The following is a 26,639-nucleotide window of genomic DNA, read 5'->3' as shown; positions in this document are numbered from 1 at the left end:
TTTAGTCTTCCTTATTACCAACACGTTTGCGCGCTAAAGTATTGAGAACACGCCATAAGATAACAGATAAAATAAGTAATGTAATAATGGTCATAAATGCTAATAACAGCGGATGATCTGACAAGTGGAACCAAATAAGTGTGTGCAGCGGTAACGAACCAATATAGTAGCGCTCACCTAAATGCGATTGGTGCACTTTATAAGGATTGATAATCGTCGCAGTGCCTTGCACTTCAATTAATTTAGCGCCATCAATTAAGGTGTTGTTGATAAGCCCTAAATCATTGCTGGTTGCGGCCATAATTGATACTACACTGCGCTCGTCGTTAAACGGCGATTGGAATCCTGCAATGGCTGCAAGTGAACCATAACTCTCAAGTGAAACGTGCGTTGAGGCATCTTCATTACTCTTAGCGTACTTGTAAGGTTGAGTTTCATAAATTGCTTGTTTTATTTCACGTAGAGAGTGATTAATCAACACCGACATATGCTCGTTTTGAGCAAAACTTTCTGCACCTGTTTGCGAGCCAATGAGCAAGATATCTTTATCGTCGAAATCAATGTCTGCACCGTTATCGGTGAGGATCGTTGCTTTTAGTGATGGGTAACCCGTTGTTTGTCCTAAGTGACCTGTTGCAGTAAGCAAGGTTTCGACTTCATCACGGTTAGGTGATTGTGGTAAAACAATTAAGGTTTCGCTTAAATCTGCAAACTTAGTAAATGGAAAACCACCTTGTGCGTAAGCATGCAAATTAGGCATCGCAATATAATGGTGATAATCAGAGACATCAATTGTCGAGTTCTCATCAATTGCGCCTATGGTGCCCTCAGGTGCCGTAGTCTGACAAAACCCTTCTTTTTCAGTTGAGAATAAAAACTCAAAGGCTACGTCATTTTTAATATCCACTTTAAAACCGGGGACGGTAAAGTAACGTTCTTTATCGGTATCATCGGTCGATAGCAGTGGAATACGAATATCTTCATCGACTAACGTTGAGTACTCATTCGGGTCGAGTTTGTAACCTTGCACATACTCTTGGTTAATCGACATATTGAGACGTGAAACACCTTTATCTGTTGGTGGTGTATAGCGGTATTTTAATTCAATTGGTAAGCCGTCGGTGTACCAAGTGAATAAATCGGGCGCAACACGTACATCTAGTTTTACTGGTGGCGCACTGTAGCCAACAGCTTGAAGTTGATTTTTATACTCGACCAATTCGCCAAAACGAACTGGGCGATCTGAGCGGATCCAACGCGGCGCGTCGTAAGCTTTACGCGGCTCAATGTATTCAACCTTGTTAATCTTTGCACTGCGGCCAGTCATCATTGGCAAGCCTAATGCTAGGCCTTCGGCAGCAACTTTTAAGTCATCACTATTACGGCCTAAGATTAACAAGAGTTTTTGGTAACGGTGCTCTGGGTTTGCGATTACTTCAACAACGGGGCCATCAACACCTGGATAATCCGCCAAGAAATCAGGGCGATTATCATTGGTTGCAAAAACAATACTGTGTGAACTTGGTAGTGCATTGTAGTTAACTGGGAATTTTGCACCACGCCAGTTTGCCTTTGCGCCAAACCATGAGCTTAAAATACTTGCAGCGTGCAAGGTTGTGTTATCTGGCGTTTCGTTAAATACAAACGGCAGTGTTAACTGAGCGTAATCACGTTCATCAAAAAACGGTTCTGGGAACTGAGCGAGTAAGCTCTCAAATGGTAATTGCTGCTCGGTATAGGTAATACGACTGGTACGACTAATATCGGCCCAAATACTGGAATGAAATGGGTCTTCACATTCACGGGTATAGTGACCAATTAACTCAAATCTGAGGGTGTTGAAGTCTTCAACGAATTTAGGCTCAAGCTTAATGCTATGGCGCTGCATGCCCTCGTTAACTTTATCTGGACTCGCGTCTGTGACCGGAATTGTCGCCATAACTTCTTCATTTAAATACACCTTTAAATGGGAAAGTTCTTTGATCAATGCAGGTGAACTGGTAAATGCAAAGTCGAGACTTAAATCGGTAATAATGTGATCAACACGGTTAGTAAAATCAACCGTACGACTTGCTTGCACTCCGCGCAAACGCATATCCGGTCGATTCAATTGCTCAAATGTATAAGACAAGGTGCTTTGAGGACCTGCCTCAGGGTAACCTTGTTTGTATATTTCTTTATTTTCAGCAATTTTGATTGCGTTGCGGGCAAAGTTGCCTGTTGCATTGTCGCCGCTTGTTGTTGCGTAGCCACTGATACTACACAGCGAACTGAGCGCCAATATGCTTCCTGCTACTTTAGTTAGCACTTTCATAATTTAAATTTCCCAGTTTTGGCTTTTGCGGCATAAATGAGCCAACCAAAATTAAAATATTACCAATCTTTGTTATGTATTTCTTTGCTTTCGCTGGTGCATGAAAAATTAAGCTTTTAAAACCACGAATACTGGTTTGTTTTACATGCTTAAAACTTTCAGAGGGAAGATCATGCGTAAAATTCTCTTGCCATCCGAGCCACGCATCAGCGCGACTAAAGGTTGATTCAATATAGTTTTTCTCTTGCTCTAGTGTCAGATTACTTAAAATCAATCCAACTCGATTTTTACGTGCGTTTATCACTTTACACGGAAATGAAAACTGTCGGCGTCCACGTGACATAATCAGGTCAACATCAGTTTCCACATTGATTAAATCATCAGCTGGTAACTGTACGCCTACACCAACATCACTAAAATCGGTTACGCGTACTTTGTATGTTCTGCCATTCGCATCGCGTAGCGCAGCAGGGAAGTTCGCCGTAATACGGTGTGAGCGCCTTACTTGTTTTGCTTCTGCCGCAACCGCAATCGCCGCACCTAAAATCATAAAGTTATATAGTGCCCATGCCATACTGATTAACAATACGCCGATTTGAACGGGGTCGCCAAAAAATATACGAAAAACACCAACAACTAAGCCAATTAAGTTAATGGTTGCGAGAAAAAGGTATGGTTTTGAAATTTCCCAATCATAGAAGTCTTTATCGGTTAAACCACCTTTTTCGGTTACGTTAAACTTACCTTTGTTAGGCGCAAAAAGTGCCACGGTTGTAGGCTTTAAAATATACCAAGCAAGCACTGCTTCATATACTTCACCCCAAAATGAATAACGCCATTTACCTTGGATTCGGGAGTTGGTAATTTTAACCTGCATTAGGGTTGGCACAACGTACAGTAAAATTGCTAAAAACGGCGCATAAATAATATAGGCGTCAAAATAAATGAGTGCCAAAGGAGCCGTTAAAAACACGATGCGCGGAATACCAGAGAAAAAGTGCATTGCCGCGTTCAAATAACAAAAACGTTGGCTTAACGAGAGCCCGCGCCCAAGCAAAGGATTATCCACCCTAAATATTTGCGCCATACCCCGCGCCCAACGAATACGCTGGCCCACGTGGGTCGACAAACTGTCAGTAGCAAGCCCGGCAGCTTGTGGAATATTAATGTAAGCGGTGCGATAGCCTTTACGTTGCATTTTGAGTGCTGTGTGAGCATCTTCTGTTACTGTTTCAAATGCGAAGCCGCCAATTTCTTCAATTGCACTGCGACGAATTACGGCACAAGAACCACAGAAAAACGTAGCATCCCATAAGTCGTTTCCGTCTTGAATTAGACCGTAAAACAGCATGTTTTCGTTAGGCGTTTGGGCAAAATTACCGAGGTTCTTTTCAAACGGGTCGGCAGAGAAAAAATGGTGTGGTGTTTGTACCAGACACATTTTAGGGTCTTCGACAAATTGACCAATGGTCATCTGTAAGAACGAACGTACAGGTACGTGGTCACAGTCGAAAATGGCAATTAACTCACCATCAGTGTAACGCATTGCATGGTTGAGGTTACCTGCTTTAGCGTGAAAGTTGTTTGGGCGAACAATATAGCCAACACCAATCTCAGCGGCGAATTCTTTAAACTCGTCTCGTTTGCCATCGTCAAGAATATACACATTTAGCTTGTCTTCCGGCCAGTCTAGCGCCAGAGCTGCGATAGTCGTTGGTTTTACAACACTTAAAGGCTCGTTATAGGTTGGAATGTAAACGTCAACAGTAGGCCAATTACTGGTGTCTTTTGGTAGTTTTACGGGTTTGCGTTTTAACGGGCGCATGGTTTGGAAAAAGCCCAAAATTAGAATAAACCAGGCATACGCTTCTGCGGCAAGTAAGCCAAAGCCTAAAAACAAGGCGATAGGATCACCCCAATTAAGTGTTTCATTTACGCGCCACCAAATGTAACGGGTAGAGGTCGTGATTGACAAGGTTATCATTACAATTGTCGGTAATGGTCCTTTTATACCTCGCAACGAGTAGGCGATAAATAAGATCAAACTCATAAAAATCGCTTGTGCTTCAAGGGAAAAAGGAACCGTTATAAATATCGCCAATAAAAAAAGTACCGCAGTAAGCAGTATCTTAGTGATATGAGGTTTTTCCCAAAAATCGGCGGAGGTTAATTTTTGAAATCCGGTTTGGGTATTTTCATTAATCTCTTTGTTAAGTGATTGCCGCACACGCAGGGTAAACCATTTATCGAATCGCATTGCCCAGTCGATAAACAGAGGCAAAATTTTGAAAATGGAATATTTTGATTCTTTCTCAACAGCTTGTTTACCATCACGTTTAAACTTTACTAGCGTAAGAAAGGTTAATTGAATCACAAAGCGTATCGGGTCACCAAGGCGAAAACGGTTCGGTTTTAATTGTGGAAAGTAACGATAAAAAGCATTATCAAAATCGATACGCTCTAATTTAATAAAGGCATGCAAAACAAAGTAAGCCACAGTAAGTAACAGTGACATAAATACACTGTAACTATTTTCTTCAAAAAAGAAGCGATAGCGTGACTTTACTCTACCAATATTGTGCTTTGTGCTAACGAGGCTAGACGTATTCATATGTGTTACGACAGACTCTTGCGTTTGTTGTTTAACCAGCTTGCGAGTGCGTGAAAATCTTCTTTTACTACACTGAGCGGTGAAGTGTTAATAAGTACATTTTTAGCTGCAAGTGCCTCAGGTACTGCGCTGTCAAAATGAATAAAAAAGGGTGCTAATTGCTTTAGGTTTGCACGCCAAATTTGGTATACATCGAGTTCAAGCGGGTTACTGGCATTAAAGCGATTAATTAAGTAATACGCTTGGTTATGTGTGTTACCTTTTTTAATTTGGCTATAACACGCAGGATCGCAGGTCACTACATTGATAACGATATCGCTGTCATCAAGCGCTAAGTCATCTAGTGACATATGGCTTGGTACGTCAAACAACAGCCAACTGTTGCGGTCGATATCCAAACGTTTTGATTGATTTAACAGCGTATTATACGAAAAACTATTAGCAAGTTCAGAGCCATAGGGCACATACTTGACGTTATCTTCATTAATAAATGCGATATCAGCCCAGCTAGATTCTGCGTCTGCTATTTTATTTGTCCAACCTGATTGGTTTTGCCATTCATGACCAAGGTGCAGACACAGCTCATTTTTCGAATCAAGGTCAATACACAACACGTCGTGATGGCTTTGAGATAACAGTGTTGCTATATTGGCAATAATGGATGTACTTCCTGTACCACCTTTCAAGCCTTTAAAAAATACTCGATTCATACAAATGGACTTTGTTAAAACGTATAATTATTTAATTTCTTCGATTTCACTAAAAAGATCATACTTAGCAATGATTTTCGTTTCTTTTTGCTTTTCTGTAATTTCCACGTAATCGGCGACAGCAATCTTGCTTTTCATTTCTAATTTAGAAATATCGTGCGCATGATATGCATTTTCTATTGTTTCTGCATTTTGTTTATTAGTCACAATGTTAACCTTATAAATTACAACTTTTATATTATTAGTCGGTTAGATTGGGCTAAACTATTACACTCTATTACGTAGCTCGTGAGACAAAATAAGTGTTTTTTCCTTGTAGGCCTTGATTTTTGCGAGCTTGATTCAACTTGTCATAATTGTTATCGGCTCATGCAAATTTAATTTTAGCAGTTTCTAGTCAATCGTGCTGGACTTGGCTAAATGATTGTATATAAAATCATATTTTCACCTAAATAGAAAGTATTACTTTTATAGAGCATTGCGTCATGTATTATCAATGTGTTTATAAAGCAAAAGTGGGTTAAATGTGCATAAATTAAACTTTTTGGGTATTGAGAGCGAGCATGGGCTTATTTTTAAAGCTGCAACTTATACGCTTTTTGCCAACAGCGAAGAAGCAGGTATTGAGCTTGCCTTGAGCTCAATAAATGAACAAAGTAAAAGCTTTCTAATATCGCAAGACCCTGAACGATTTTCTGTTAAATCAGATAAATGGCCGCAACTTAAAAAAGCGCAACTTTTTGCCTTAGACACATCTTTTTTTATCGAAAACAGCACTCAGTTTATTTCACAAACAATTGAAGAGCTAAGTTATTATTCTGGCTTTCGTGGTGCGCATTTAATTATTCACTTTTCCGAAGATTTAGCTAACCATTTTGAAGCTAAATTAATTAAAAATTTATTGCATAAAACGCAATCTATAGCAGAGCGCTACAATATAAGCCTGATTTTTTTGTTTACGGGGAAAACGGCACAACAAAAAGCGCCCACTTTTTTAGCTCACAGCAAATTAATTGACGGTGTTGCCCATCTTAACAGCCATTTAATGAACCATAACTTGTACTTTGATTTTTGGCGCAGTGAAAGAGGGGTGGTAAGCCAGGTAAGTTATCAGTTGTTTTTTGAACAACCGGTATCGGCGGAACTAAACGTTCAAAATGAAGCGAATGCTGAACCTGTTTATCAAAATTTAGAGCAGGTTTTTATCAGCAAAGAGTTGCTGCCTAGCGAGACAAAATTACCGCCACATTATTTAGTGTGCGACGATAACCAAAGCGTAGCCGAACATGCTCGCGAAAATAAAGCTGCAACAGTGGTTTTGTGTGCGTCGCATGATGTTAAAAAGGCTGAACTTGCTGAACTTTGTTATGAATTACGAGATGTTTGCGGGCCTTGGCTAAAAATTGTAATTAAAAACAAAGATGGCGTGTTACGTCACCACGATGAGTGTGTATTTTTAACCTTAGGCGTTAACTTAATTTTGCATACAACTACAGATATTTCACGTTTGATGTCGCAGGTACAAGCTTTGCAAGGCGTTAAGTTTGTGCGTACGCTGCCAAAAGATTACAAAGCAGTGTTGGCTCATGCCAAAGGGGTGGAAGCAAAAGGTTATTTAACCCCAAGCAGCTTTGTTGATGCCGTGAAACTGCAACGTGAAGCCAGTTTATCGACAGGGATTAGCGGCGTTTTGGTGATATTGGATTTAATTAAAGGCGTTGAGCCAATTGATGCATTACGTCTTTTTTCTGTAAAACGTAACGGTGATATTTTTACTGCGAACCAATCGCAAGTTTTGCTTTATTTGCATGCTTGCCGAGAGAATGATGTGGATAACGCCATTGAGCGATTGTTCAGATTAGCAATCAGTGAGTTCTTTGCCGCTCACAGCATTTTTTCGCAAGACTTATACATAGAACAAGTTTGCCGAGAACTTAAACATGCCGACGACAACAAAGAATTGGAAGATTTCTCGATGCAGTTACTTGAATCTACGGTAGAGCAAGTGCCACTTGCAATGAGTACATCAGGACGCACGGCTGTTGTAAACGATATAAACCGCTTTCCAAGTCGTCAGCCTTGTAAAGCGCATCCTCTTAAGTTTCTGGAAAACAATTAATGTACTTAACTTATATTATTTTGGCGTTTATTTTTGGCATTGTGATAGGTATTGCAATAGCGCAGTTTTCAAAAGAGCTTAAGCATTTTGTTACTAAGCTCTACAAAGCGTGGACGTTTAAACATAAAGCGATTCATCCATATAAGCCGCAGGAAAAAGAATAATCAATGAGCATTGCACACCCAGATAAAGATCCGTTGCGTTATGACGCACTAGGGCTTTGGAATTTATATTTCTTAGTTAAGCTAGGCTTATTTTTCTCAGATGTTATCGATTTGCATGTACTGGAAAATATTGCGTTTATTGCGTTTCTTTTATTGCCGTTCAAGCATACTTTGCTGATTAAGGCTAAACATATTATCGGGGCATTTGTCGCATTATTTTTATTGCATTATGACTCTTACTTGCCACCGCTTAGTCGCTTACTTGAAAGCGGTGATCTGCTTAGTGATTTTAGTTTGCCGTACCTTATCGAGTTGTTGTCGCGCTTTTTATCGTGGCAGTTTGTCGCCATGGCGCTGGTCTTGGTCATTGTTTATATTTATTTAGTAAATTGGGTTCGTTTTACCACGGTGAGTATTGTGGGTATTTTGTATATTGGCGCATTACAATTTTTTGCCAGCCAAGAGAGTATGCCACCCGCGCCGACTTATGTACAAAATAGTGCTCAAGCAATGCAACAAAATGTTCAAAATACCTCCTTAAACCCAGAGCAAGCAATGTCGGCGTTCTATCAACAACAAGCACGCTTAAAAACCGAATTTCCAGCATCTAACCAAGGTGGTGACTTTGATATTGTGCTACTCAATGTGTGTTCACTTGGCTGGGATGATTTAGAACGAGTGAATCTTAGTAAGCACCCTTTGTTTAATCAGTTTGATTTACTGTTTGATAATTTCAGCTCGGCCACCTCGTATAGTGGACCTGCCGGTATTCGTTTATTAAAAGCAAGCTGCGGGCAGACATCTCACCAAGGTTTATATTCAGATGCGAATAAGCAGTGTTACTTATTTGAGAATTTAAAGTCGCTGGGTTTTGATAACGACTTTGCGATGAACCACAATGGTAATTTTGATAATTTCCTTGGTATGGTGGAAAGCCAAGGGCGTGTTGATGCAAAACTACAGTCGTTACAAGGTGTTAAAATTGCACAGCGCTCATTTGATGGCACACCTATTTTTGATGATGGTCAGGTATTAAATAAGTGGCTTAAATCAAGACTAACCTCAAATAAGCCACGTGCGGCACTTTACTACAACACCATTAGTTTGCACGATGGTAATGTGATTGAAGGACGCAGTAAGTTTGGCAGCAGTTTAAAAAGCTACGGCACGCGTACAGAAATATTATTTAAGCAATTTAACCAGTTCTTTACGCGTTTAGAACAAAGCGGCCGTAACTATATGGTGGTTATGGTGCCAGAGCACGGTGCATCATTGGCTGGCGATAAGATGCAAATTGCAGGTATGCGTGATATTCCAAGCCCTGCAATTCTAGATATTCCGGTGGGCGTTAAGTTTATTGGGCCAAATGCCAAACCAAATAGTGCACAAAAAGTGATTTCTGAGCCGTCTAGTTATCTAGCTATTTCAGAGCTAATCGCCCGCGCAACGCGACAAAACATCTTTAGCGGCACCTTAGATCTTGGCATGCTAGCAGCTGATTTACCGAAAACACCTATGGTGGGTGAGAACTCGGGTACACGAATGCAGATGTTTAATGGTAAGCCATATATTCAGCTCGATGATGGTGAATGGATGGTTTACCCAGGATACTAAATAACCTGAAATCGGGTTAATCAAAATAGGGAGCGTTTGCTCCCTTTTTTGATTTGAATGAATAGTTATGGGTTATAGCTTTTTTGTTCATTTATGTTTACAAAACTTCTTCCAATCTTTGGTTTTTTCAGTATTATCAAAATATTGTGCTTAAGCTGGTAATGGGGAAATTATGCGCTTAGAGATCCATTGTGCGGACCGAATTGGTATCGCGCAGGAAATACTCAATATTTTAGTAAGTTACCAAGTTGACTTAAAAGGTATTGAAGTTGATTCAGTTAACTGTCGGATGTATGTCTCTTTTCCGCCAATTGAGTTTGAACAGTTTCAGAAAATTATGCCTGAGATTCGTTTAATTCAAGGTGTAGAAGATGTAAGAACAACCGCATTTTTACCTTCTGAGCGAGAGCATAATGAACTTACCACTTTACTAAGCGCATTACCCGATGGGGTTATTTCTATTGATGTAAAAGGTATTGTGCGCCAATGTAACGATTCGGCTTGCCGCGATTTAAATACATCAAGTACAGAAGTAATTGGCCAGCATATTAATACCCAACTTAAAGGGTTTAACTTTACACGTTGGTTAGAAAGCGCCGAAGTGCTTGCACAAACGACGCGTGTTGAAGTGAACGGTGAAGATTTTATTGCCGATATCTTACCAATTTCAGTGCCTGACGCTGAAAATGAAACGATTTTTGTCGGTGCGGTAGTTAATATTAAATCGCAAAGCCGTTTAGGTGAGCAGGTGAGTGCCTTTAGACGACAAGGCAACGAGAGTTTTGCAACCATTCATACCCACAGTAGCGCCATGCGCAAAGTAGTACGTGAAGCGCGCAAAATGGCGCAGTTAGAGGCACCAATTTTAATTACAGGTGAAACGGGCACAGGCAAAGAGCTGTTAGCGAAAGCGTGTCACTATGCGTCAAATCGCGCAAACAAGCCGTTTGTTACGCTATCATGTGCATCCTTGCCTGATGATGTGGCTGAACCTGAATTGTTTGGTTGTGCACTACCCAATGCTGAAAGCCGGGGTGTATTAGAACAAGCCGACGGCGGAACTGTATTTCTTGATGAAGTAGGGGAAATGTCGGCGCAACTGCAAACTAAACTACTGCGGTTTTTACAAGACGGCACTTTCAGACGTGTTGGCAGTGAAAATGAAGTTAAAGTTAATGTACGGATTTTAGCGGCAACACAAAAAGATATTCCGGGCATGGTACAAGAGGGCCGCTTTAGGGAAGATCTTTATTATCGCATTAACGTACTTAGCCTAGAGCTTGCGCCGTTAAGAGATCGTAAAGCCGATATTGTGCCGCTAACAGAGCACTTTATTAGCCGTTATTCGCATCAATTAGGGCGCAAGTCGCCGGTATTAGATGACACCATTACCGCGTTTTTACAGCAATATCCGTGGCCGGGTAACGTGCGTCAATTAGAGAACTCTCTGTATCGAGCTATTTCACTACTTGATGATGAGAATTTAAGTATCGAGCATTTACAGCTACCTAGTTTCACCAATGATTTGGGATATCTTGAGTCTGATTTTGAAGGTACGCTAGACCAAGCGGTGAAGCGCTTTGAATCGACCCTGTTAAGAAAGTTGTATCCTGCTTACCCAAGCTCGCGTCAACTTGCGAAACGTTTAGGCTTAAGCCACACCGCAATTGCAAATAAGCTACGCGAGTATGGCATTAATCGTAAAACCATTAAGGTGTAATGGTTTAAAGTAGATGGGCTAGTTTACTTTAAGTGGCTAGCCCTAACGTCGTCTTCCGTTGTCTTTGGTAATACCACTTGGAATAATGTAATTAATACCGTCTTTATTAAATACGATTTTGACGCTGGGATTGCCATTTTTTAGATAATAGTTGTATTGATCAATCCACAGGATATAGTCGCCACGCACAGGGTACTCTAAACGCTTTTTTTCAAGCTTAATAACATGCGGCCCTAATCGCCATTCAAACTCAGATATATAACCATTGGCAAACTCCTGTACAAAAACCGCCTGATCGTCTCCTGCCAGCGTAAGTGCAATTGAATAAGAGTCCGGCATTTGATCCATAGGATATTGTTCATCACCTATGGTAAATAATTTATTTTGTTTGTCCCATTTAAAGCCAAAACTAAATTCTTGCTTTAAACCAGATGGGTAAATAACTGTGCCGCTACCAGGTAACTCAAAACTCGCCTTAAGCTGGAAGCTAACGCACATAAGTATAATAAATGAGATATACGACTTCATAAAACCCTTAAAGTATTGTTTTTTGTACTTGAGATTATTATTAAACCTGAGAGAATAAACTTTTCTGGTAAGACCACTCAAGACAAATGAATTTATATTTTAGATTACTATTACTCTTTTATCGGATAAAGCGTAATAAACTTTATCAACCTTTGTTAGATGAAGTTGAAATTGATTTTCGAGCACTACCAAGCGACTGTGATATTAACCTTCATCTCACTAATTCGCGTTATCTTGCCTTTATGGATTTGGCGCGTACTTGGATGACTGAGCGTTTGGGGTTATTTTCAGTGGTAATGAAGCGCCGTTGGTTTCCAATTGTTAATGCCACAGCAATTACCTACATTAAAGATATTAAACCTCTGCAAACTTTCACTGTGGCAACACAATTAGTTGGCTGGGATCATAAGTATTTTTATATTAAGCAAACGTTTAAATCGGAGCGTGGCTTACATGCAGTTGCTTATGTCCGAGGTGTATTTAAGAGAAAAGGTGGTATTGTAAGCGTTGAAGAAATGCTTGATGCAGCAGGTTTTGATGGCGAAGCGCCAAAGCTACATGAAGAAATTGTGCACTGGAAAGAAATGCTTGAGTGTAAAAAGCAACGTGACCATGTTTAGTATCAAACGCAAGTTTGTTGATTTTTGTATTCTAATTTAATGTAAAACTTAACTATCCCAAACAGTAAAAAGCCCCTTGCGGGGCTTTTTTGATTTAGCGTTTAGAACTTGTAATTTGCTTGTAAGTACATAAAGCGGCCTTGGCCACTGTGCACATTGGTCGCAAAACCCATAAACTCGTTGTAAGTAAATGGCGGCTCTTCATTAAATAGGTTGGTAATACCTAATGTGAGTGTTGTATTTTCAATACCATGGTAGTTAAAGGTTGCATCAACCGTGATAAATTCATCGACATCAGATAACGTAACTGTTTGATTGTCAATTTTGTTACCTTGCGCATCTCTTGCTGCTTGAATGCGAACTGAATCATCTTGTTTAAATGAATCAACATAGTTAAGTGCAAGTGATGTAGTAAAATCATTTATCGCGTAATCAGCACTTAGTGTGAAGCGTAGTTCAGGTTGTTCAAAGTCACCGGCTTCAGTATCGATACGCTGACCACCATTTCCATCAGGTCGCTTATCTTCATACTCCAGCATATAATTCATCACGTACGAGAATTTAAAGTCGCCGATTTCTGTCGGTAAATTGTATTTTACATCGACATCAAGGCCTGATGTGGTTAAGTCACCAATATTTTGGAATGTATCGTAAATAACAACAACTTCGCCTGGATCGTTAGCAATGCCGGTTGGTATACGTTCAACAACGTCTGGGTTTCCGCCTTGTGTAGTAAATATGAACTGAGTATCAGAATCAATAATATCTTCAATATCATAGCTGTAGTAATCAACTGATACGCTTAAATCATCGGTAATATTATACACCACACCAAGGTTAAAACTTTCAGACTCTTCAGGACCTAAATCTGGGTTACCTTCAAAAATAGCAGTGTACTCGAATGGGTCACAGCCAAGGCCAACCAAGTCACAGCGATACTTATCAACCAAGGTAGGTGATTCATCAGTGCGGCCAAGGCCAAGTTGGTGTAGCGATGGTGCTCTAAATGCTGTACCCCAAGAACCGCGTAACAGCAGGTTATCTATCGCGCGCCAAGAGAATGACAATTTTGGATTAGTGGTATCACCAAAATCACTGTAGTCTTCATATCGAACCGCCAACTGTACTTCTAAATTATCAATTACCGGTACCGCAACTTCTGCAAACAACGAGCTATTGTCACGTGTGCCGTTTGCTTGTGTCGCTTCAGTTCCGAAAATTTGACCACGTAAATATTGGTCATCTGGGTTATCGCTAATTGACTCTTCACGATATTCAGCACCCACAGCCAACATCAATTCACCTGCAGGTAATTCTGCTAATGGGCCATTTACTTTAAAGTCGAATGTTTTATTGGTTGATTTACCGATACGTGTGGTAGTGGTTTCAATATAATCTAACACTTCTTGGCCATTTGATGACGGTTCAAATGGGTTGTATGCGCCAGAGTCAATCGCTTCTTGTAATCGTACTTTATTAGGGAAACCGTCTACACCGCGTTCAACCGACTGGCTTTTAATGTAAGAGTAGGCAGCTTCATAGCCCCAATCGCCCCACTCACCCTCAAAACCTAAGATTGCACGGTAATAATCTGCATCAACACGCTTTTCGCGGTTACCAATATCAACCATGCGGCGACGCATCGTTAAATCTTGACCATGGAACTCATGATCAGGCATATTGGCAAATGGATGGTTGATGTTGTCACCATCCATATTCAATTCATTAAAGCTCGGGCTACCAGCACCGCGGATCATGGTTTTAGAATTTTGACCGTTAAGCTCTGTGAAAACACGGAAAGTATCATTCACATCATAACGACCTGAATAGTTAAAGCTAAAGCGCTCATTTTGCGGGAACATGGTCATATAAGGTGCATAGTCATAACTACAGTAATTTGTAACTATATCCTCAGGCGCACACACATCATTGCCAAAGGTGTCTGGCATACGATTAGTTGAATCAGACTTTAGTGCTATAGTGCCAGGAATACCTGACGAAGAGCGAAAATCATCTGCGTAAACATCACCTGTGCGTGCTAATTGATTGGCTGTTGCACTGTAATCACGGTCGGCGTAAAGCACTTCTTCGCGGTTAAAATAATCCAGAATAAAGGTGTGAGAGCTGTTATCTGTGGTGTTACCAAAAACCACAGATACGTTTGTTTCTTCACCACCGCCATCTGCGGTATCGCCATATTTAGCGCTAACTTCTACACCGTCGATGTCATCACGTAAAATAACGTTAATTACACCAGCAATCGCATCAGAACCATAAGTAGCAGATGCACCATCTTTTAGGATATCGACACGTTTAATTGCGGCGATTGGAATATTGTTAATATCAACAAATGCGGTATCAATACCTTTTGCAAACGGGCTTACCGACACGCGGCGGCCATTCACTAAAATTAATGTAGAGTCAGCACCTAACCCCCGTAATGACACACTCGAGCCGCCATTTGCGGTATCGTCACTGCTGTTGGCTTGCGTTGAAAATGTACCTTGGCCAGAAATTGGCAGTTTTGCGAATAAGCCAATTAAGTCGGTAACGCCTGTTTTGGCAATATCATCAGCTGATAAACTTGTTACAGGTGAAGGGCCTTCAAGATCGGTACGTTTAATATGAGAGCCGGTGATCTCTATGCGTTCGACTTGTTTTTCTTGTTCAGCATTAACTGTATAGGCTGAAAACAGTAGTGACGCAGAAATAACGGAGGTTAAGGAGTTAAGCTTAAACTTTGTAGCGCGTTTCATGGACCATTCCTTGTTTGATTATTATAAATTTAATGATTAACCCATAGCGTGAATTAACCTTTTAAATTAATAACATGTTAATCAAAAATTAACAATAAGCTTACTTTTGTCCCTAAAACTAAAGTGTAACTTTGTTTGTGAAAAGATATAGCTTGATGAGAAATCTTATCTAGAGGTATGTGAGGTGTGAGGCGATATAAGTTGATTTAAATTTGGCATAAAAAAACCACGCAGAGGCGTGGTTTTTAATAATTTACTGGGCGTTTAACGTGCTGAGTGTTTCATCATGCGTTCTTTTTCACGAGCCCAATCTTTATCTTTACTGTCGGCACGCTTATCGTGCAGCTTCTTACCTTTAGCAAGGCAGAATTCAAGTTTAACCCAGCATTTTTTCCAATACATTGCAGTGGCGATTAAAGAAAAGCCGTCGCGTTCTACTGCACCTACTAAACGATCGATTTCACGTTTATTGAGCAGCAGTTTTCGCGGCCGCATTGGATCGCACACAACGTGTGTAGACGCTTGAATTAAAGGCGTAATTTGGCTCGCATGCAAGTAAGCTTCGCCGTTTTTAACTTGAATAAAGGTTTCGGTAATATTTACTTTGCCGGCGCGAATACTTTTCACTTCCCAGCCTTGTAATTCCATACCAGCTTCAAATTTATCTTGCAGCAAATACTCGTGGCGCGCTTTTTTGTTTAGCGCGATGGTATTGCTTTGTGCTTTTGGTTTTTTGTATTTTGCCATAATGCCGCCATTATACTTATCCGCTATGGTTTTACACTATTTTTTGCCATTACACGGGTTATTTTTTGTTTCTGCGTCAAACCTTGGTAGAATTCGCCATGTTAAATCTGGAGAGAATATGCCGCAAATTAGTCGATCTGCGCTCGTGATGTTTAGTGCGCAGCAAATGTATGATTTAGTTAATGATGTTTCTAAATATCCTGAATTTTTGCCAAATTGCTCTGGTGCAAAAGTACATAACCAAAATGAGTTATGTATGTCTGCATCAGTAGAAATCTCGAAAGCTGGCATGCGTAAATGGTTTTCAACGGAAAATACATTAAAAGCAGGTCAAGCGATTGATATGCGCCTGATTGATGGTCCGTTTAAAACCTTGGCGGGTGGTTGGAAGTTCACAGCACTTGATGATCACGCTTGTAAAGTGAGCTTAGAACTTAATTTCGAATTTACCAACAAGCTGGTCGAACTTGCATTTGGCAAAGTATTTAATGAAGTGGCAAACAATATGGTAAAAGCCTTCACTCAGCGCGCGAAACAGGTTTACAAATAAATGAAGTCGATTGAAATAGTTTACGCACTGCCTGACAGCGCAACAATGTTGACGTTTAATACTGAGGACGACTTAAGCGTTGAACAGGTTATTGTACAATGCGGTATTTTAGAGAAATGCCCTGAGATTGATTTAACAAAGCTTGCGGTAGGTATTTGGAATCGTACCTGTAAGTTGCATCAAATCGTAAAAGACGGTGACCGAATCGAAATTTATCGTCCATTAATTGCTGACCCGAAAGAAGCGCGCAGACGCCGCGCAGAAAAAGCGAAAGATGAGGGTAGGGCAAATAAGATTACGGGTGGGCGTTCAGGACGTCGCCAATCATAAAAACAAAAAAGTCATGCAATTGCATGACTTTTTTTACGTTAATTTGAAGTCAGAATAAGTGTTAACTTATTGCTCTAGCGGTGTATTAAATGTTTCTGGCGTTTCATAATCACCGCGTAACGCTTTTAGTTTGTCGCCTTCAAATTCAACCACAAGCTCTTTGCGCACTTCGCTGTCTCTGCCTGGGTTAAATTGATATAAGTAATACCAATTGCTCTCATCAAATGCATCTTTTGCGATTGGTTGACCCAATACATAGAGTACTTGTTCACGTGTCATTTCAACACGTAGCTTATCAATATCGCTTTGCTCTAAAAAGTTTCCTTGAGGAATTGGCATTCTATATAGCCAAGATGAGCAACCTGAGGTAAAAACGATCACTGCGCACAGCGAAATATACTTAAACCATTTCATTGAATACTTTAATCCTTACTACTAATCGCACCATGATACCTCTTGCTATCAGGTTATAAAAGTGTAAATTTGACCTAAATTTTACAATGAAGTTCCCAAGTGTTTGTTTTATGTCGCAGTTAGAAAGTCCCACCAAACAAAGTCATGTACAGTCAACTTGGTTTATTTACATAGTTGAAACCCGCTATGGACATTGGTATACCGGTATTACAACAGATGTTGCACGACGTTTTTGCCAGCATAGTTCAGGTAAAGGGGCGAAAGCGTTAATTGGTAAGGGGCCGTTAAAATTAATGCTTGAGCGGCAAGTGGGCAGCAAAAGTGAGGCCAGTAAGTTAGAATATCAAGTTAAAAAATTATCAAAAAAGCAAAAAATTAGCTGGGTTAATGCCTGCTTAGCAACTGATAGTTTGCATCCAATTGAGAAATAACCTTAGCAATATTGTGTAAGCTGCCATCAAAAAAAGCGTGATCAAGATTTTCATAGGTGTCGTGTTGGCTATGATAATTGCTGTGCTCACCTACGCCAAAATACAAAATAGCAATGCGCTTGCGGTGAAATTCGCGGTGGTCGCCAGCATCAAGTATGCGTCTGCGTTGATTTTTAATTGTTCGATTATAAAAGCCATTACCTCTTGTGAATTTTACCTCGCTGTCTTTATGCCAAATGTTTGTGCGCAGTGATTCAATAAACGCCTTAGATGGCGCATTATAAAGGCCAAGTAGTTTGTTACGCTTGCTTACTCCAAGCATATCTAAGTTAATATTGATTAGTACATTTGACAGCGGGATGGGTGAAGCCTTGATAAATTCGCGGGCGCCAAATAAGCCAGACTCTTCTGCATCGGTTGCAAGAAAAAGGTAGTTAAGTTTTCTATTGGGTTGCTTGGCGATGAGTGACGCCAAGGTAATTAACGCGGCAACACCGCTAGCATTGTCGTCGGCACCATTATAAATGTGCCTTCCTTTAGTACCTAAATGATCAAAGTGAGCGGAGATTACTACCGTTGGCCTGTTGGCAATTTGCTCGCTGACTGCAAGCACATTGTGCGCTTCTTTTTCATCAAAAAAGCCACTACTGTAGCGAAACGGCACTTTGTAATTGGTAAATACGGGGGTGAGTCCCGCATTTTGAAATTGTTTTGCAATATAGTCGGCTGCAATGCTGGCGTGAAGCGTGCCTGTTTTTCGCCCAGCAAGTTGGTCATGGCTGAGTATTTGTAAATGACTGTGGGCCTTAAGTGTATCTTGCGCTGTTACACTCAGTGATAAAGCGAAGAAAAGTGCGAGTATCATCTCAATAGCTGCGCACTTAACGACATTATTTTGCCTCGATAACGGCGTTTTTCGCTGTCAAAATACGCATGTTTTTCGGCTTGTTGTAATTCGCTGAGCGCTTTGTCGATATCGCCAAGCATAAAGTATGCTTTAGCTAAGCCAAAGTGACTTTCGTGAATTTCGCGGTCGAGTTTAATCGCTCTTTTAAAAAAGCTGATAGCGGTTCGGTAGTCATTTTGATAAAGCGCTTCGTTGCCTTTAGCAATCGCATAATAGGGGTTTTTGCTGCGTTTTCGTTCAAGTGCAATCCGAATATTTTGGGCCTCAAGGCTACGTCCTGTTAGTTCATATAAGCGAGCTAAATTACCCTTGGCAGTATTGTTATCATTATCGAGAGAAAGCGCGTGGTTGTAGGCGAGTTCTGCCTTATCAAATTGATTATTAATGCGATAAAGCACGCCTAAATTGCCGTAGGTAGAGCCATAGATGGGAGCACTTTCGATTGCTGCACTAAAATACGAATAGGCGAGGTGGTGTTCGCCATTAATCATCGCGGCAGCCCCTTTATTGTTGTAAAACATCGCTAAGATTACGTCTTCGCTGATAATTTTAGAACGAAATTTGTGACGCAAACTACTCGGGTTGAAATCGATGATGAGATCACCTGTGGTATCGTAAATGGTTGAGGTAAGCGCAACATCACTGGCACTTGGACGCAAAACACGTAAATTAACGTGCCCAGTGAGCAAGCTGTAGCCATTTTCACTCGCCCAGTATTCAGGAATATACACTTGCTGAAAGCGCGACGCTAAGCCAAGGTGTTTAGACATGCTGTAGGCCATAATCGACAGCGAGAGGCAGTTGGCATTATTGTTGTTGAATGTATCTTCTGCGGTAAGGGTTGCACCCGATAGGTAGTCCAGGCTTTGGTTTTGTGGGCTGAAAATGTATTCAACCAGTGAGCGGGTCACAACACGTTTATCAATATCGCGTGACACGGCTTGTTCGATAAGGGCTTTGGTATTGTCAGATAAACTGAAGACGTCTTTTTTTGTTTCAACAGGAATACGCGTAAATTGCGTGTCGTTGATAAGTTGATTTGGCGGTGAAATGTCTTTTGGTGTGCTGTTACATGCCGCCAAAATTAACACTGAAATTAAGCAAATCAAGATGCGCATATTGAACCTCTTTGAACACCATACCTATTGTTAAAGATAGATAAAATATGCGCAATTTGCTTGTTTAAATTGTTACAGCTTATGTCGTCACAATCTGTGTTAATTGTTTTTGTGATGGCGCAAACCAATATGCGCTGTTAACTGCTTTTGAGTAATCGATCAGTTTGTCATAAATACCATCTTGGGTTAGGCCAAACATTCGTTCGAGTTGAATTTGAAAGCGTTGTTGTTCACAGGCAAAGCCTAAAAAGTAGAGGCCTTTTTCGTGTGCATTTCCAAATGGCACACTGCGGCGATAGAGTTTCATGGCGACATTATCTACTTTCACGTCGGTACGCGATACATGCGAATTTTTTGGCATATCATCGCCTTCAAGTTCGATGGAATCTGGTTTTGTGCGACCCACTATTTTCTCTTGTACGGTAACGGGCAGTTTTTCAAATTCACTCAGGTTATGCACCCATTTCTGCGTTAAAACAAAGCTGCCTTGCTGATGAGAATGTGACGTTGGCAGTAGTGCTGCGTCTGCTTTTGCTGCTAAATCTTTTGGGTTTGCACTGCCATCGACAAAACCGGTGAGATCACGATTATCTTTGTATCGAAACCCTGGGCACTCAAGTGCTAAGATAGCGATCCCGTTTAACTGTGATTGGCATAATTGCATAGCGTCAAACACACCACCTAAATCATCACCGTGTAGCCAAATTAATAAATCGTGTTGGGTGGCGGGCGCAGTGTGACCAAACGGCCCTGAAAGGGTTGCAAAATCAGTAAAGTCAAGTGCTTCAGCTTGGTTGTCTAAATGTTGCCAAAGGCGTCTGCCAAACGCGATAACTGAACTACAGTTGAGGTTGTCGCTAATATTTTTTAATGCATTTTTTAGTGCGTTAATGGTGTCTGCATCTCGGTTGGTAATGACATATTCTAAAAAGTAGCTATGCCTATTATTGTCATCGAAGATACCAGGTTGTGCATGTTCCATTTGATTGGCCCCTTTATTTGTTTGCGCTACATTAACCCAGAAATAAGGCAAAAAAAAGCCCGCTTAAGCGGGCAGTTTACTCAGGGTTTACCTTAAATAATTGGTTTCATTGCTGACATATAACCACGCAGTGTTTCACCAATCACCTCTACTGGGTGTGTGCGAAGCGCTTTGTTTACTTCAATCAGACGTGCGTTCTCTACGCGATTATCGGTTGGAGATAGTCCTTTACCGATTACGTCTGTGTTAACGGTGGTCATAAAGTCTTTCAATAATGGTAAGCAGGCATGGTTATATAAGTAACAACCGTATTCTGCTGTGTCTGAAATGGTTGCATTCATTTCATAGAGCTTCTTACGCGCGATTGTATTGGCGATTAACGGCGTTTCATGCAGTGACTCATAGTATGCTGACTCGTCTTTGATGCCTGCAGCTGTCATGGTTTCAAAGGCAAGTTCAACACCCGCTTTAACCATAGCAACCATTAGAATGCCTTTATCAAAGAACTCTTGCTCAGTGATTTCCTCACTGGTATTTGCTTGCTTTTCAAAGGCAGTTTCACCGGTTTCTTTGCGCCAGCCTAGTAATTTAGCATCGTCTTCAGCCCAGTCAGCCATCATACCTGATGAAAATTCACCACTCATAATGTCGTCCATATGCTTGTTATAAAGCGGACGCATAATTACTTTTAGCTCTTCAGATAAGTCAAACGCTTTGATTTTTGCAGGGTTTGATAGGCGATCTAACATGTTAGTTACACCACCGTACTTGAGTGCTTCAGTGATCACTTCCCAGCCATATTGCAGTAACTTTGAAGCGTATGAAGCATCAATACCTTGTTTCACCATTTTATCGAAACACAGTAGTGAACCCGTTTGTAGCATGCCACATAAAATAGTTTGCTCGCCCATAAGATCTGATTTTACTTCCGCAACAAATGATGAAAGTAGTACGCCTGCACGATGACCGCCGGTACCCGCAGCATAAGCTTTAGCTTGAGCCAAACCTTTACCTTCTGGATCATTTTCAGGGTGCACTGCAATAAGCGTTGGTACACCAAAACCACGCTTATATTCTTCGCGTACTTCAGTACCTGGACACTTAGGTGCAACCATAATTACGGTAATGTCATCACGTACTTGCATGCCTTCTTCAACAATATTGAAGCCATGTGAGTAAGCAAGTGTCGCACCATGCTTCATTAGTGGCATTACCGCTTCTACTACGCTGGTATGTTGTTTGTCAGGCGTTAAGTTAAGTACTAAGTCAGCATCTGGGATAAGTTCTTCGTATGTGCCTACAACAAAACCATTATTGGTTGCATTAAGGTAAGATTGGCGTTTTTCAGCAATCGCTGATTCACGTAATGCGTAAGATACATCAAGACCGGAATCGCGTAAGTTTAAGCCTTGGTTAAGTCCTTGTGCGCCACAACCAACTACAACCAATTTTTTACCGACTAACGCATCAACACCATCGACAAATTCAGATGGGTCCATAAACTCACATTGAGCAAGCTGCGCAAGCTGCTCGCGTAACGGTAAACTGTTAAAATAATTCGTTGCCATGTCTCATTCCTAAATAAAAAAATCGCTGCCTTTTGCAGCATTGATTTAACCATAAAAGAAATTTTTAATTGCGTAAAATGATATATTTGAACTATTGTATTACAAAAAATGAAATATAAGTTTTTCAATGGATATCAAACGACTGCAATTATTTTTGGTGCTGGCAGAGCAATTGCACTTTGCAAAAGCGAGTGAACTGGCGAATGTCAGCGCGCCAACGCTTAGCCGCAATATAAAACAACTAGAAGACGAAGTTGGGGCTATTCTTTTTAATCGCAATAAACGCAGTGTGTCGTTAACTAAGCAAGGTGAAGCATTTGTCCGTTATGCCAGAGCCACTATTGGTGAATGGCAGATGTTTCGCGCATCGCTCAATGAAGCAGGGGAGGCGCTATCGGGGGAAGTGAAGTTATTTAGCTCTGTTACCGCAACGTATAGCTTTTTGTATGATTTGCTTAAAAAAGTGAGATTGGCGCATCCACATATCGAAGTAAAATTGAATACCGGTGATCCGGCACTGGCAATTGAACGAGTCATGAAAGGCTTTGAGGATATGGCTATTGCGGCAAGACCTGATAAGCTGCACGATAGCCTTGCGTTTTTCTCACTCGGCTCCTCTCCCTTGGTGTTTATTGCACCGAATGATGATGGACCTTTAGGCACCATAATCAATGATGCGCTAAGCGACCGGGTTGATATACCTTGGCAAAAATTACCGTTTATCGTGCCAGATCAAGGGTTAAGTCGTAAGCGCTTAGCCGACTGGTGGCAAAAAAATGGCATTAACCCCTTAATTTACTCCAAAGTAGCAGGTAATGAAGCGGCCGTTTCTATGGTGAGTTTAGGTTTTGGTGTGGCACTTATTCCGAAAGTTGTTGTCGATAATAGTCCAATAAAAGATAAAGTTCAGATTTTGTCGATGCCGGATCCGGTACCTGCATTTGATGTTGGCTTGGTGACTAAAAAGGCGCACTTGCAGCAACCTATTATGAATGCAATTTGGCAGCTGCTTAAGTAACACCAAATAAAGACTAGTGATTTATTTTTAAACAAAACGCTTTTATCTCTAATGAAAATGGGTGAATATTTGTGTGTTTTTAGCCGAAGCATGTAAGTAATTGTAATTTTTGTTGCAGGATTTGTTCGGATTGGTAAAGTGCGCGTAATTTCTCGGAGAATTTTAAATATTGAAGCATATAGTTTGCATAATTATATTGTTTTTTAGTTGGGGAAGTTGTGCTCAGCAAAGCGAAAATGTAATCGAACTAAGTCAATTACGACTTGGCGTGGCATTAGGTTTTGGCACAATTACAAGTCCACTCAATGACGGTGATAACTTTCCGTTAATCGTGATCCCCGATATTGCATACTATGGTGAACGTGTTTACTTTGATAACGGTCAACTCGGTTTTACCTTATCTGAACACAACCGACATGTATTTAATCTTATCTCCGAGTTCAATCCAGAAAATCGCTTTTTTGTGACATGGCACCCTGCCAATGTATTTATTGCTCGAAACGCATTCACGGAACCTGCAAATTCTGAACGGATCTCTATTTCAGAAATAAATAGCCCTAAATGGGCATTAGATGGTGGTGTGAATTATCAGTATATTGCTGATACTTGGCGCTTTTCAGCCAGTGCGTTGCACGATATTTCTAATGTACACAAAGGTCAGCGCGTTGCATTAAGCTTAAGTAAAGGCTGGCAAACACAATCTGGATTATTGAGTGTGCGTTTGGGGCTTGATTATTTATCTCACAAACTCGCAGATTATTATTATGGTATTCAAGCCGACGATCAGGTTGGCATTACGTTTTTGCAAAATGCTGCCTGGTTGCCTCACGTAGAACTAAATTGGCATAGGCAAATTAATCAACATTTTGGTTTGTTAGCAAAAGTAAAATACCACTATTATGGTTCGCTTAGTGATAGTCCTTTATTTTCGAGTAATCAAAGCGTGACAGTATTTACTGGGGTGACCCATGTTTTTTAGATACTGTCTGTTTTTAATATTGTGCGCATTTAACAGTGCGGGCGTTGCTGCAGAGCAAAAAGCGCATTTTCAGTTAGCTCCTGCGGTGTGCATGGTGCAAAACAGTGATGATGTGTGTCAGGTTGATGTTAACTTTGGATGGCAAATTGCAAAGGCAGAGGATGTTTGCATTTTACGCGATCAAACACCCTTAAAATGTTGGCAAAATGCCACTGAAGGGCGTTTTAGTTATAAAGCTGACGTTCAGTTTGGCACAGTATACTCCTTGGTCAATCGGAAAACTGGCAAACAAATTGCCAGTGCGAAAATCAAAGTACAAAGCAGCAATACCAAGTCACAGCGTAGGCGATTACGCACCCCTTGGAGCTTTTTCTAGGAGATAAAGATGGCGCATATTTTATTAGTGGAAGACGATCTTGCCTTACAACAACTGACCAAAGATTATTTAGAACACAACGGTATGACAGTTGATGTGTTAAGTGATGGTTCTGAAGTGATGGCGGCACTTGAAGCTAATATGCCTGATTTAATGATTTTGGATGTCATGCTGCCAGGTAAAGACGGTTTTAGCGTGTGTCGTGAAGTACGCGATCGCTATCAGCTGCCCATTTTAATGTTGACCGCAAAAGGCGAAGATTTTGACCAGGTGATTGGTCTTGAGCTGGGCGCCGATGACTATGTTATTAAACCTGCTGAACCAAGAGTATTATTAGCACGTATCTCTGCGCTTTTACGTCGTGGAGCAGTAGAAAAAAGCAGTGAAGAACTGCGTTTTGGTACGCTTACCATTGATAAAAACAGCCGTATTGTTAAGTTGCTTGGTGAAGAAGTGAGCTTAACCTCGCACGAATTTGAATTACTGTGGTTACTGTCAAACAGCGCAGGCGAAGTACTTAGCCGTGACTTTGTGCACGAGAAAATGATTGGCCGTGAGTACGATGGCTTAGACAGAACTGTAGATGTGCGTGTGTCTCGACTACGTAAAAAACTTGGCGATAATAGTGACAAACCTTATCGCATTAAAACCGTATGGGGACAAGGCTACTTGTTCGTATCAGATGCTTGGGGATAACCACAAGCTGCAAGGAATTTAAATGGGCAAGTTATTTGTTAGCTTATACGCCTATATTATCATCTCTATTTTTATTCTTAGCGGTGCGCTTGAGAAACTATGGCCTGAACCCAATGGCATAGATGCGCTACCGCTTGCGCCGCAAGTCACTGAATCTCTCTCCCAGCTAGCAAAAACTGCTAATGGCATTACGAAACTAAAAGACATTTATCAAAACGAAGTGATTTCGTCTGATCTTGTTGCATTTTTGCCAGAACAAAGCGCTGATTTAAAGCAAGGACTAGCAGTACCAGTGTTTGACGGTCCGCAGCAAGTAATCTGGTATTTGCGGGTAAATGATAAAGAATTACTGAAAATTGGTCCGTATCGTTTTGATGTTAATAGTTACGACTCGGTATGGCCATTTTTCATTATGTTGTTGGTTATTGGTTTACCCGTTGCGGCCTGGAGTTATTGGCTATGGCGTGATTTTAATCAGTTAGAAAAAGCATGTCACAATATAAGCGCGCCGGAAGATTTACAAATTAGCGGTGACGACAAGTCTGCTTTATTGCCAATAAAACAAACATTAATGGCGATGAAAGCGCGTATAAAACACTTATTAGACAGTCAGCGCGAACTGACCTCGTCTGTATCTCACGAATTTAGAACGCCATTAGCACGTCTTAAATTTGCGATTGCGATGCTGGAACAAACACAAAGCGACGATAAAAGTAAGCCGTACTTTGACGGTATGCAGTCTGACATTCAAGAACTAGAGTCGCTAGTGAGTGAAATGCTGGAGTTTGCAAAATTAGAAAGAGAAAAACCGCAACTTAATATTGAGTTGTACGATGTGGTCGCGCAAACACAACACTTTGTGCAAAAGCTTGGTTTTAACCACGCAGCTGCAATCAAAATTGAAGCAAACACAGCCATTGAGTTAAACGCCGACCCACATTTCATTGGCCGCGCAATTCAAAACTTTATTGGTAATGCACTGAAATACGCAGAGCAGCAAGTAATCGTTACATTGACGCAAACCTCAAACACTATTTTTATTAAAGTGGCTGACGATGGCCCTGGCATTGAACAATCCGAGTGGGAAAACGTATTTAAACCATTTACCCGTTTAGATAAAAGCCGCAATAAAAAAATCAAAGGGTTCGGCTTAGGGTTAGCAATCGTGCAAAAAATCATAAACTGGCACGAAGGTGAATGTTACCTTGAAAGTGGCCCGTTAAAAGGCGCATGTTTTGTAATTGCGTTACCTAAAAAACCTTAATTTGATCTCTGCTAAATTGAAGCAACATAAAACTGCTATGATGATTTTCTGTAAACAAAACATTAAAATAAACTAAATGAGATTGATTCTCATTGGTTTTGGG

General features: G+C 40.8%; 25 protein-coding genes. 13 read left to right on the top strand and 12 right to left on the bottom strand.

What is annotated here, in order from left to right; all coding sequences use genetic code 11:
- Position 1 precedes the first annotated feature (1 nt).
- The 4 genes from bcsB to L1068_RS13740 are packed head-to-tail and all read right to left on the bottom strand — an operon-like array spanning position 2 to position 5,842.
- A complete protein-coding gene (gene bcsB / locus L1068_RS13755; RefSeq protein WP_237130740.1) occupies positions 2 to 2,314 on the bottom strand; it encodes a cellulose biosynthesis cyclic di-GMP-binding regulatory protein BcsB in 2,313 nt (770 codons plus the stop codon).
- A complete protein-coding gene (gene bcsA / locus L1068_RS13750) occupies positions 2,298 to 4,925 on the bottom strand; it encodes a UDP-forming cellulose synthase catalytic subunit (RefSeq protein ID WP_237130739.1) in 2,628 nt (875 codons plus the stop codon). The genes bcsB and bcsA overlap by 17 nt, the downstream gene beginning before the upstream one ends.
- A gap of 5 nt (positions 4,926 to 4,930) precedes the next feature.
- Positions 4,931 to 5,635 carry a cellulose biosynthesis protein BcsQ gene (gene bcsQ / locus L1068_RS13745; protein ID WP_237130738.1) on the bottom strand — a complete coding sequence of 235 codons (705 nt, stop codon included), beginning with the start codon at positions 5,633 to 5,635 and terminating at the stop codon, positions 4,931 to 4,933.
- Positions 5,636 to 5,662: 27 nt separating this feature from the next.
- Positions 5,663 to 5,842 (bottom strand): hypothetical protein, encoded by a 180-nt coding sequence (locus L1068_RS13740; protein ID WP_237130737.1) that lies wholly within the window; start codon positions 5,840 to 5,842, stop codon positions 5,663 to 5,665.
- A gap of 319 nt (positions 5,843 to 6,161) precedes the next feature.
- Between L1068_RS13740 and bcsE the strand changes: the two genes are divergently transcribed.
- The 4 genes from bcsE to tyrR all read left to right on the top strand — a co-directional run bounded on the left by bcsE (position 6,162) and on the right by tyrR (position 11,252).
- Entirely contained in the window at positions 6,162 to 7,754 is a 1,593-nt protein-coding gene (gene bcsE, locus L1068_RS13735) for a cellulose biosynthesis protein BcsE (RefSeq protein ID WP_237130736.1), read from the top strand.
- On the top strand, positions 7,754 to 7,918 hold the full coding sequence (locus L1068_RS13730; protein ID WP_158523435.1) for a hypothetical protein: 165 nt from the start codon (positions 7,754 to 7,756) through the stop codon (positions 7,916 to 7,918). The genes bcsE and L1068_RS13730 overlap by 1 nt, the downstream gene beginning before the upstream one ends.
- A gap of 3 nt (positions 7,919 to 7,921) precedes the next feature.
- The gene (gene bcsG, locus L1068_RS13725; RefSeq protein WP_237130735.1) at positions 7,922 to 9,532 is read left to right on the top strand and encodes a cellulose biosynthesis protein BcsG; all 1,611 of its coding nucleotides are present in this window, start codon (positions 7,922 to 7,924) and stop codon (positions 9,530 to 9,532) included.
- 172 nt (positions 9,533 to 9,704) lie between these two features.
- Entirely contained in the window at positions 9,705 to 11,252 is a 1,548-nt protein-coding gene (gene tyrR, locus L1068_RS13720; protein ID WP_054978363.1) for a transcriptional regulator TyrR, read from the top strand.
- A gap of 42 nt (positions 11,253 to 11,294) precedes the next feature.
- On the opposite strand, the gene L1068_RS13715 is transcribed toward tyrR, so the two are convergent.
- Entirely contained in the window at positions 11,295 to 11,780 is a 486-nt protein-coding gene (locus L1068_RS13715) for a hypothetical protein (RefSeq protein WP_237130734.1), read from the bottom strand.
- Positions 11,781 to 11,866: 86 nt separating this feature from the next.
- Between L1068_RS13715 and L1068_RS13710 the strand changes: the two genes are divergently transcribed.
- Positions 11,867 to 12,400, top strand: a complete 534-nt coding sequence (locus tag L1068_RS13710; protein ID WP_237130733.1) for an acyl-CoA thioesterase — start codon at positions 11,867 to 11,869, stop codon at positions 12,398 to 12,400.
- A 101-nt stretch (positions 12,401 to 12,501) separates the two neighbouring features.
- On the opposite strand, the gene L1068_RS13705 is transcribed toward L1068_RS13710, so the two are convergent.
- Together L1068_RS13705 and smpB are read right to left on the bottom strand one after the other, a co-directional pair.
- Positions 12,502 to 15,156 carry a TonB-dependent receptor gene (locus tag L1068_RS13705; protein ID WP_237130732.1) on the bottom strand — a complete coding sequence of 885 codons (2,655 nt, stop codon included), beginning with the start codon at positions 15,154 to 15,156 and terminating at the stop codon, positions 12,502 to 12,504.
- Between the two features lie 264 nt (positions 15,157 to 15,420).
- Positions 15,421 to 15,903, bottom strand: a complete 483-nt coding sequence (gene smpB, locus L1068_RS13700; protein ID WP_237130731.1) for an SsrA-binding protein SmpB — start codon at positions 15,901 to 15,903, stop codon at positions 15,421 to 15,423.
- 118 nt (positions 15,904 to 16,021) lie between these two features.
- On the opposite strand from smpB, the gene L1068_RS13695 reads away from it, so the two are divergent.
- Both L1068_RS13695 and L1068_RS13690 read left to right on the top strand, forming a co-directional pair.
- Positions 16,022 to 16,453 (top strand): SRPBCC family protein, encoded by a 432-nt coding sequence (locus L1068_RS13695; RefSeq protein ID WP_010560514.1) that lies wholly within the window; start codon positions 16,022 to 16,024, stop codon positions 16,451 to 16,453.
- Positions 16,454 to 16,783: an RnfH family protein gene (locus L1068_RS13690; protein ID WP_237130730.1), complete on the top strand. Its 330-nt coding sequence runs from the start codon at positions 16,454 to 16,456 to the stop codon at positions 16,781 to 16,783.
- Between the two features lie 66 nt (positions 16,784 to 16,849).
- Here L1068_RS13690 and bamE read toward each other — a convergent pair whose 3' ends face one another.
- Positions 16,850 to 17,197 carry an outer membrane protein assembly factor BamE gene (bamE, locus tag L1068_RS13685; RefSeq protein WP_010560512.1) on the bottom strand — a complete coding sequence of 116 codons (348 nt, stop codon included), beginning with the start codon at positions 17,195 to 17,197 and terminating at the stop codon, positions 16,850 to 16,852.
- A 110-nt stretch (positions 17,198 to 17,307) separates the two neighbouring features.
- Here bamE and L1068_RS13680 point away from each other — a divergent pair, with 110 nt between their 5' ends.
- Positions 17,308 to 17,628, top strand: coding sequence for a GIY-YIG nuclease family protein (locus L1068_RS13680; protein WP_237130729.1), 321 nt, complete (start codon positions 17,308 to 17,310; stop codon positions 17,626 to 17,628).
- On the opposite strand, the gene L1068_RS13675 is transcribed toward L1068_RS13680, so the two are convergent.
- The 4 genes from L1068_RS13675 to ilvC form a co-directional block, all read right to left on the bottom strand.
- On the bottom strand, positions 17,582 to 18,493 hold the full coding sequence (locus L1068_RS13675) for a M28 family peptidase (protein WP_237130728.1): 912 nt from the start codon (positions 18,491 to 18,493) through the stop codon (positions 17,582 to 17,584). The two genes, L1068_RS13680 and L1068_RS13675, sit on opposite strands and share 47 nt — an antisense overlap.
- A complete protein-coding gene (locus tag L1068_RS13670) occupies positions 18,490 to 19,653 on the bottom strand; it encodes a tetratricopeptide repeat protein (protein ID WP_237130727.1) in 1,164 nt (387 codons plus the stop codon). Before L1068_RS13670 ends, L1068_RS13675 begins: the two co-directional genes overlap by 4 nt.
- Before the next feature lie 79 nt (positions 19,654 to 19,732).
- Positions 19,733 to 20,635, bottom strand: a complete 903-nt coding sequence (locus tag L1068_RS13665) for a Dyp-type peroxidase (protein ID WP_237130726.1) — start codon at positions 20,633 to 20,635, stop codon at positions 19,733 to 19,735.
- A gap of 92 nt (positions 20,636 to 20,727) precedes the next feature.
- Complete coding sequence (gene ilvC / locus L1068_RS13660) at positions 20,728 to 22,203, bottom strand: ketol-acid reductoisomerase (protein WP_237130725.1); 1,476 nt, start codon at positions 22,201 to 22,203, stop codon at positions 20,728 to 20,730.
- Positions 22,204 to 22,330: 127 nt separating this feature from the next.
- Here ilvC and ilvY point away from each other — a divergent pair, with 127 nt between their 5' ends.
- The 5 genes from ilvY (at position 22,331) to L1068_RS13635 (ending at position 26,536) form a co-directional block, all read left to right on the top strand.
- Positions 22,331 to 23,221: an HTH-type transcriptional activator IlvY gene (gene ilvY / locus L1068_RS13655; RefSeq protein ID WP_054978373.1), complete on the top strand. Its 891-nt coding sequence runs from the start codon at positions 22,331 to 22,333 to the stop codon at positions 23,219 to 23,221.
- A 196-nt stretch (positions 23,222 to 23,417) separates the two neighbouring features.
- Entirely contained in the window at positions 23,418 to 24,200 is a 783-nt protein-coding gene (locus L1068_RS13650) for a MipA/OmpV family protein (protein ID WP_237130724.1), read from the top strand.
- On the top strand, positions 24,190 to 24,576 hold the full coding sequence (locus tag L1068_RS13645; protein ID WP_237130722.1) for a DUF3019 domain-containing protein: 387 nt from the start codon (positions 24,190 to 24,192) through the stop codon (positions 24,574 to 24,576). The genes L1068_RS13650 and L1068_RS13645 overlap by 11 nt, the downstream gene beginning before the upstream one ends.
- A gap of 9 nt (positions 24,577 to 24,585) precedes the next feature.
- Complete coding sequence (locus L1068_RS13640; RefSeq protein WP_054978376.1) at positions 24,586 to 25,272, top strand: response regulator; 687 nt, start codon at positions 24,586 to 24,588, stop codon at positions 25,270 to 25,272.
- 22 nt (positions 25,273 to 25,294) lie between these two features.
- Positions 25,295 to 26,536, top strand: a complete 1,242-nt coding sequence (locus tag L1068_RS13635) for an ATP-binding protein (protein ID WP_237130721.1) — start codon at positions 25,295 to 25,297, stop codon at positions 26,534 to 26,536.
- Positions 26,537 to 26,639: the final 103 nt, after the last annotated feature.

The organism is Pseudoalteromonas sp. MMG024 (assembly GCF_021654175.1).
In the GTDB taxonomy this organism is placed as follows: domain Bacteria; phylum Pseudomonadota; class Gammaproteobacteria; order Enterobacterales; family Alteromonadaceae; genus Pseudoalteromonas.
The sequence above is the reverse complement of the archived record's forward strand: the minus strand, read 5'-3'. Positions and strand labels throughout refer to the sequence as shown.